Consider the following 6,175-nt stretch of genomic DNA (forward strand, 5'->3'; position numbering starts at 1 on the left):
GGGAAAGAAGGGCGACATGGCCCTTCTCCCGGAGTCCCTCACGGCCCTGATCCGCCGCGGTGCCCGAGAACCCTTCGTCGTCCAGACCGTGCGGGCCACCGTGGCCGCCACCCTCGCCTTCGCGGTGGCCACCCGGCTCAGCAGCGAGCCGGCCCCGCTGACGGCCCCGCTGACCGCGCTGCTGGTGGTGCAGGTCACCGTCTACTCGACGCTCAAGACCAGCATCCGCCGGGTCAACTCGGTGGTGGTCGGCGTGCTGATCGCGACCGGCTTCAGCGCCGTGGTGGGGCTCTCCTGGTGGAGCCTCGGGCTGATCATCCTGGCCTCGCTGGTCGTCGGCCGGTTCGTCCGGGTCGAGGAGTTCGTCCAGGAGGTCGCGATCAGCGCCATGCTGATCCTCGGCGTCAGCGGGCTCGCCTCGCAGGCCTGGGACCGGGTGCTGGAGACACTGATCGGCGCCGCCGTCGGCCTGCTGTTCAACCTGCTGTTCGCCCCGCCGGTCTGGGTGGACACCGCCGGGGAATCGATCGAGGACCTCGCCCGGCGGGCCCGCCAGCTGCTGCTGGACATCGCCGAGCAGTTGGGCCGTCCGACCCCGGTCGCCCGGGCCGCCGAGCAGCTGCACGAGGCCCGCCGGCTCGACCACGCCATCGCCGACGTGGACGTGGCACTGCGCCAGGCGGAGGACAGCCTGCGGCTCAATCCGCGGATCAACGACGGGCTGCTGTCCCGGCTGGTGCTGCGCACCGGGCTGGACACCCTGGAGATCTGCGTGGTGGTGATCCGGGTGCTGGCGCGCTCGCTGACCGACCTGGCCAAGCGGCGCGCGCCCGGCGAGCGGCTGTTCCCGCCGGACGTCGCGGTGGGCCTGGAGGAACTGCTGGCGCACGTCGGCGGGGCCATGGTCAGCTTCGCGGTGCTGGTCACCACCCAGGTGAGCCGCAGCGCCGAGGAGGCGGAGCGGCGGCTGACCGCCGAGCTGGCCGCGGCCTGGACCTGCCGGGAGAACGTCGCCCAGGTGCTGCTGCAGAAGGTGCGGGAGCACCCCGAGGCGTGGCAGTTGCACGGTTCGATACTGGCCGAGGTGGACCGGATCCTGGACGAACTGGACCTGGAGCACCGCAGCCGGCGGCTGATGGAGGAGCTGGACCGGGCCTCGGTGGCGAGCCGGGAGCGGTTCTCGCGGTTCGCCGGGCTGCGCCGGTTCGTCCGGGGCGAGCGGGCGCGCCCGGCGGTGCGGGCCGGGCGCTGAGCCCGCGTCGGACTCCGGGGGGCGGGGGCTTGGGGGGCTTGGGGGCTCAGGGCATCGACCAGGGTTCCTGCGGGAGCGGGTGGCCGGTCTCCAGGTAGGTCTTCAGGTTGGACAGCACCGCCGACCAGCCCCGCTCGACGTCCGCCCGCTCGGCCTCGTCGGCCAGCTGGTCGTGGGTGACGGTGAGCCGGGTGAGGTCGTGCCAGCCCCGGAGCTCGAAGGTGACCTTGGAGGGACCGCCCGGGCGCCGCTCCCCGGGCGCCGCCCAGGTGGTGACCAGCCGGTGCGGGCGGTCGGCGGCCTCGACGACGCCGATCGCGTCGGCCGTCCCGGAGCCGTCGGCGCGCTGGTGCTCCCAGGGCGCGCCGGGCAGCCAGGTGGAGACGTTGCGGTGGCCCCAGTAGAGGCCGGACTCGTCGGCGTTGGTGAGGGCGTGCCAGACCCGCTCGGGGGTGGCGCGCAGGTAGAGGGTGCTGCGGAGGGCGGGCGCGGCCATCGCGTCAGCCCCTGGCCGCGTCGAGCAGCGGCTGGACCTCGATCTTCTGCATCCGCATCATCATCGCCATCACCCGGCCGGCCTTGGCCCGGTCCTCGTCGGCGATCAGGTCGAGCAGGACGCGCGGGGTGATCTGCCAGGAGAGGCCGAAGCGGTCCTTGAGCCAGCCGCACGGGCCCGCCTGGCCGCCGTCGGCGGTGAGCTTGGCCCAGAGCTCGTCGACCTCCTGCTGGCCGTCGCACTCCACCTGTAGCGACATGGCCTCGGTGAAGTGGAACTCGGGGCCGCCGTTGAGGGCCGCGTACTCCCGCCCGGCGAGTTCGAAGGCGACGGTCATGACCGAGCCGGCTCCGCCGGGGCCGGTCTCGGGGTAGCGGGTGACCTGCGTGATGCGGGAGTTGGGGAAGAGCGAGGTGTAGAAGGTGGCGGCCGCTTCGGCCTGGTCGTCGAACCAGAGGAAGGTGGTGATCTTCTGCATGCGCCCGACGGTAGCCCCGGGCCCCGCCCGGACGGCCGAGCCACGGCCGGGGGTCACCGGTTCGGCGCCCCCGGCCCGCGGCCCGCCGCCACCGGGTCAGTGCACCCAGCCCGCGTAGCGCTGTACGAAGCGCAGGCCGGTGTGGGCGGTGACGACGACGTCGTAGCGGCCCTGCTTGTCCAGCGGCCAGGACAGGTTCGCCTGCTGCCCGGGCTTGACCCGGACGGTCTGCGCGGTGCCGGCGAAGTCGTTGGGCGCGGCGGTGAAGGAGACGTCGGTCATGCCGTCGTTGGCCACCTGCAAGGTGAGCCGCACGCTGCCGTGCAGGTCGGCGGTGACGATCGGTACGCCGATGTCGTTCTGGCCGTCCTGCCCGTCCCGGACCACGGTGCCGGCGAAGCGGCGGACGAAGCCGTCCGGGCCGTGGACGGTGAAGTCGTAGCGGCCGTTGGTGGCGGCGGCGTCCCAGACGTACCGGGCGGTGGCGCCGGGGGCGACGGTGTACGGGGTGCCCGCGAAGGGCAGCGCGATGTTCGGGTAGACGGTGTACGGGAAGGCCACCGAACCGTCGTTGCTCATCGTGCAGGTGACCTTGCCGGTCTTGCGGTCCACCTCCACGTCGGCCCACGGCTGGTAGGGCAGCGGGCGGTGCGGGCGCTCGCCGCGCTCCTGGACGGGCATCGCCTGGGCTCCGACCGCCGGGAGGGCGACGCCGGGCAGCTTGGTGCCCGCGTCGGCCCTGGCCATCAGGGCCGTGGTGTCGGGCAGCGACGGGACGGACGGGTTCGGCGCGGCGAAGTCGAAGCAGCTGGTGAGGTCACCGCAGACGGACCGGCGCCAGGCCGAGATGTTCGGCTCGGCGACGCCCGTGACCAGCTCCATGAAGCGCAGCACGGAAGTGTGGTCGAAGACCTGGGAGTTGACCCAACCGCCGCGCGACCAGGGCGAGACGACCCACAGCGGGACGCGGTTGCCGAGGCCGATGGCGCGGCCCTGGGTGAACTCCTCGGGGGTGCCGGGCTCGGGGGTGGGCGGGACCATGTGGTCGAAGTAGCCGTCGTTCTCGTCGTACATGACCAGGAAGACGGTGTGCTGCCACACGGCCGGGTTGGACATCAGCGACTGGAGGGCCTGGTCGACCCAGTGCGCCCCGTACGCCGGGCCGGCCTCCGGGTGCTCGGAGAAGAGGTAGGGGGCGACCAGCCAGGAGATGGTCGGCAGGGTGCCGTCCTTGCAGTGGCGGTCGAAGGCGGCCGGGTCGAACTTGGTCATCGCGTTGATGTAACGCGGGTCGGTGGGAGGGAAGTTGTGGAACTGCTTGAAGTAGGAGAGGGCGTTGTCGTCGTAGTCGCCGGTGCGGTCGTCCTTGCTGGGGTTGTGGTAGACCCGCCAGCTGACGCCGGCCTGTTCCAGGCGCTCGGCGTAGGTGGTCCAGTCGGCGACGGGGTTGTCGGTGACCGGGGTGTTGTCGATCCAGGGCCCGGTGGTGCCGTCGCGGCCGGGACCGGAGGTGCCCGTCCAGAGGTAGAGCCGGTTGGGGTCGGTCGGGCCGGCGAGGGAGGTGAAGTAGGCGTCGCAGAGGGTGAACGCGTCGGCCAGGGCGTACTGGTAGGGGATGTCGTCCCGGGTGAAGTAGCCCATGGTGCGCTCGCCCTTGGCGGCGATCCACTTGTTCATCGCGCCGTTGTTGATCGCCTGGTGGCCGGTCGCCCAGTCGTGGGGCAGGCCGCCGGCGTTCTGCGCGTTGTACTTCGAGGTGTCCATCCGGTACGGCAGCATGGCGCCGCCGTCGCTGCGACGGCTGTCCGGCTGGCGGAACACGTCTGCGCCGTAAGGGAATTGGAGCGCCTGCTTGTCGCCGAAGCCGCGGACGCCGCTGAGCGTGCCGAAGTAGTGGTCGAAGCTGCGGTTCTCCTGCATCAGCACGACGACGTGCTTGACGTCCTTGATGGTGCCCGTCAGCCGGCCGGAGGCGGCAGGGGCGGCGGCGGGGGCTGCCTCGGCGGGGGCGGCGCCCAATCCGGTCAGGGCGGTGGCGCCGACGGCCGCGGTGGCGCCGACGAAGGTGCGGCGGGAGAGCTCGGACATCACGAACTGGCCTCTCAGAGCTGGAAAGTGGCGACGGCGGCGGCGGTGTCGGAGGGCCACTCGTTGGCGGCGGTGTTCGGCTCGGGCTGCGGCCAGTCGGCGACCAGGGTGTGCGCCTCGACCAGCTTCAGCGGGCCGGCGTACTGGACGTAGTCGATGCGGTCCTGCGGCTCGGGCTTGGCGCCGCGCTGCTTGCGGGTGGGCGACCAGGTCGCGCCGGGGAACTTGACCGGGTCGCGGTGCTCCTCGCGGAAGGTGTCGGTCAGCCCCGCGCCCTGAAGGGCCACGCTGACGGGCCAGTTGAGCACCCCGACGCCGCCGTGCGCGGCGGCGGTGGCGGCCGTCCAGTCCAGGTGGGACGGCGAGGAGAGGGCGCCGGCGAGCACCACCGGGGTGCGCCGGGCGATGTCCGCGCGCACCGCGGCGGCCAGGGCCTTGGCCTGCTTCAGGCGGAGCGAGGCGGTCTCGGCGGCCTCCGCCTGGGCGGCCGTCCGACCGTCCTGGAGCGCGTACGGGCCGTAGCCGGCCTCGTCGAGGTGCGCGGTCCAGAAGCGGACGGTCCGGCCGCCGGGGAGCTGCACGGTGGCCCCGGCGGCGGGCAGGTCGGCGGTCGGCGGGGTGACGTCGGCGAGCGGGTAGCGGCTCAGGATGCCGACGCTGCCGGGGCTCTGGTAGGCGTACCAGCCGAGCGCGTCGGCCAGGGTCTTCGCCCGCTCACCGGCGGTCTCCTGGAGGGCGAGGACGTCCAGGCCCTGGGTGAGGACGACCCGCAGCTGCTTCTCCAGGGCGTCGGTGTACCCGGCGCCGGCGTCGTGCAGGTTCCAGCTGGCGGCCTTGAGGCGCGGCGGCGCGGCGGGGTCGACCACGGGGATGAGGACGGTGACGGTGTCGACGGCACCCGCGCTGTCCTTGACGCCGACGACGGCCAGCTCGGGGCTCTTGCCCGCCGCGGGCGCGGTGCCGGTGAGCGTGCCGTCGGCGGTGACGTTCAGCCAGGACGGCCCGCTGACCTTGCGGAAGACGGCGATCCCCGCCGGGTTGCCGACCGGGCGGGACCAGAGGCCGCCGAGCTTGACGGAGACCGCCGCGCCGGGGGCGACGGGCGCGGTGGTGAGGGCGTCCACGGCGCTGTGCGGGCGGACGACGGCCGGCTTGGCGCGGAAGCTGAACGGGGCCGTCCGGGCGAGGACGCCGTAGCCGTCCTTGGCGAGCAGGTAGGCGGTGTAGGGGCCGCCGGTCAGCGCGGAGGTGTCGAGCTGGAGGTCGCCGGAGGTGCCCGGGACGTACTTCCAGAGGAGGGAGCCGCCGTTGCCGGGCTGGCGGTCGCCGTCGTACACGCCGACCCAGTTCTTGGCGTCGGGGGCGTCGGTCGTCCAGTGGAAGGTGAGCCGGTCGCCTTCGGTGGGGTTGGCGGAGGAGGTGAGGGTCAGGGCGCTGCCTGCGGCCACGGTTGTCCTGTCCGCCGCCCGGGGCCCGGTCCGCCGGGGGTCGGCGCCGGGTCCGCGCGCGGCTGGTCACGGAGGCTGGGGAAGGGAGGGCCCGGCAGTTGGCTGTACAACTGTGGGCGGCCCTCATTCATCCGAAAGTCAGCGACCGGGACGTGAACGGCGTGTGACGGCCCATCGGGCGGTTCGGGAACTCCATGGCGGGCGGCGGGAATTCTCGGCGGAGACGCCGGGGGCCGGGGGCCGGGGGCCGGGGGCCGGGGGGCCGGGGGCCGGAAGAGCCGGGAGGGGCGCGGCGGGGGGCGGGGGGGGCCCCCCGCGGGGGGGGGCCGCGGGGGGGGGGCGCGCCGCGGGGGGGTGGCTTGTTTGGGTTTTGCAGGGCGGGGGACCGCGTGTACACCGACGCCCCCCGCCGA

At 73.7% G+C, this 6,175-nt stretch carries 5 protein-coding genes; 1 reads left to right on the forward strand and 4 read right to left on the reverse strand.

Annotation, left to right across the window (positions count from 1 at the left end):
- The first annotated feature begins 16 nt into the window (after positions 1-16).
- Positions 17-1,252, forward strand: coding sequence for an aromatic acid exporter family protein (locus ACIOGZ_RS05300; protein ID WP_363374742.1), 1,236 nt, complete (start codon positions 17-19; stop codon positions 1,250-1,252).
- A gap of 46 nt (positions 1,253-1,298) precedes the next feature.
- Here the strand turns inward: ACIOGZ_RS05300 and ACIOGZ_RS05305 are convergent, their stop codons facing one another.
- The 4 genes from ACIOGZ_RS05305 to ACIOGZ_RS05320 all read right to left on the reverse strand — a co-directional run bounded on the left by ACIOGZ_RS05305 (position 1,299) and on the right by ACIOGZ_RS05320 (position 5,762).
- Positions 1,299-1,748, reverse strand: coding sequence for an SRPBCC domain-containing protein (locus ACIOGZ_RS05305; protein ID WP_363582597.1), 450 nt, complete (start codon positions 1,746-1,748; stop codon positions 1,299-1,301).
- A 4-nt stretch (positions 1,749-1,752) separates the two neighbouring features.
- Entirely contained in the window at positions 1,753-2,226 is a 474-nt protein-coding gene (locus tag ACIOGZ_RS05310; protein ID WP_400984960.1) for a VOC family protein, read from the reverse strand.
- 96 nt (positions 2,227-2,322) lie between these two features.
- Complete coding sequence (locus ACIOGZ_RS05315) at positions 2,323-4,314, reverse strand: phosphocholine-specific phospholipase C (protein ID WP_400984961.1); 1,992 nt, start codon at positions 4,312-4,314, stop codon at positions 2,323-2,325.
- A 14-nt stretch (positions 4,315-4,328) separates the two neighbouring features.
- Positions 4,329-5,762 carry an endonuclease/exonuclease/phosphatase family protein gene (locus tag ACIOGZ_RS05320; protein ID WP_400984963.1) on the reverse strand — a complete coding sequence of 478 codons (1,434 nt, stop codon included), beginning with the start codon at positions 5,760-5,762 and terminating at the stop codon, positions 4,329-4,331.
- Positions 5,763-6,175: the final 413 nt, after the last annotated feature.

The sequence above is a fragment of the Kitasatospora sp. NPDC088160 genome (assembly GCF_044741445.1).
GTDB lineage: Bacteria > Actinomycetota > Actinomycetes > Streptomycetales > Streptomycetaceae > Kitasatospora.

What these genes read in the sequence shown, in the direction of transcription:
- ACIOGZ_RS05300 (WP_363374742.1), top strand. Translation starts at nt 17, where the DNA reads ATGGCCCTTCTCCCGGAGTCCCTCACGGCCCTGATCCGCCGCGGTGCC.
- ACIOGZ_RS05305 (WP_363582597.1), bottom strand. Translation starts at nt 1,748, where the DNA reads ATGGCCGCGCCCGCCCTCCGCAGCACCCTCTACCTGCGCGCCACCCCC.
- ACIOGZ_RS05310 (WP_400984960.1), bottom strand. Translation starts at nt 2,226, where the DNA reads ATGCAGAAGATCACCACCTTCCTCTGGTTCGACGACCAGGCCGAAGCG.
- ACIOGZ_RS05315 (WP_400984961.1), bottom strand. Translation starts at nt 4,314, where the DNA reads ATGTCCGAGCTCTCCCGCCGCACCTTCGTCGGCGCCACCGCGGCCGTC.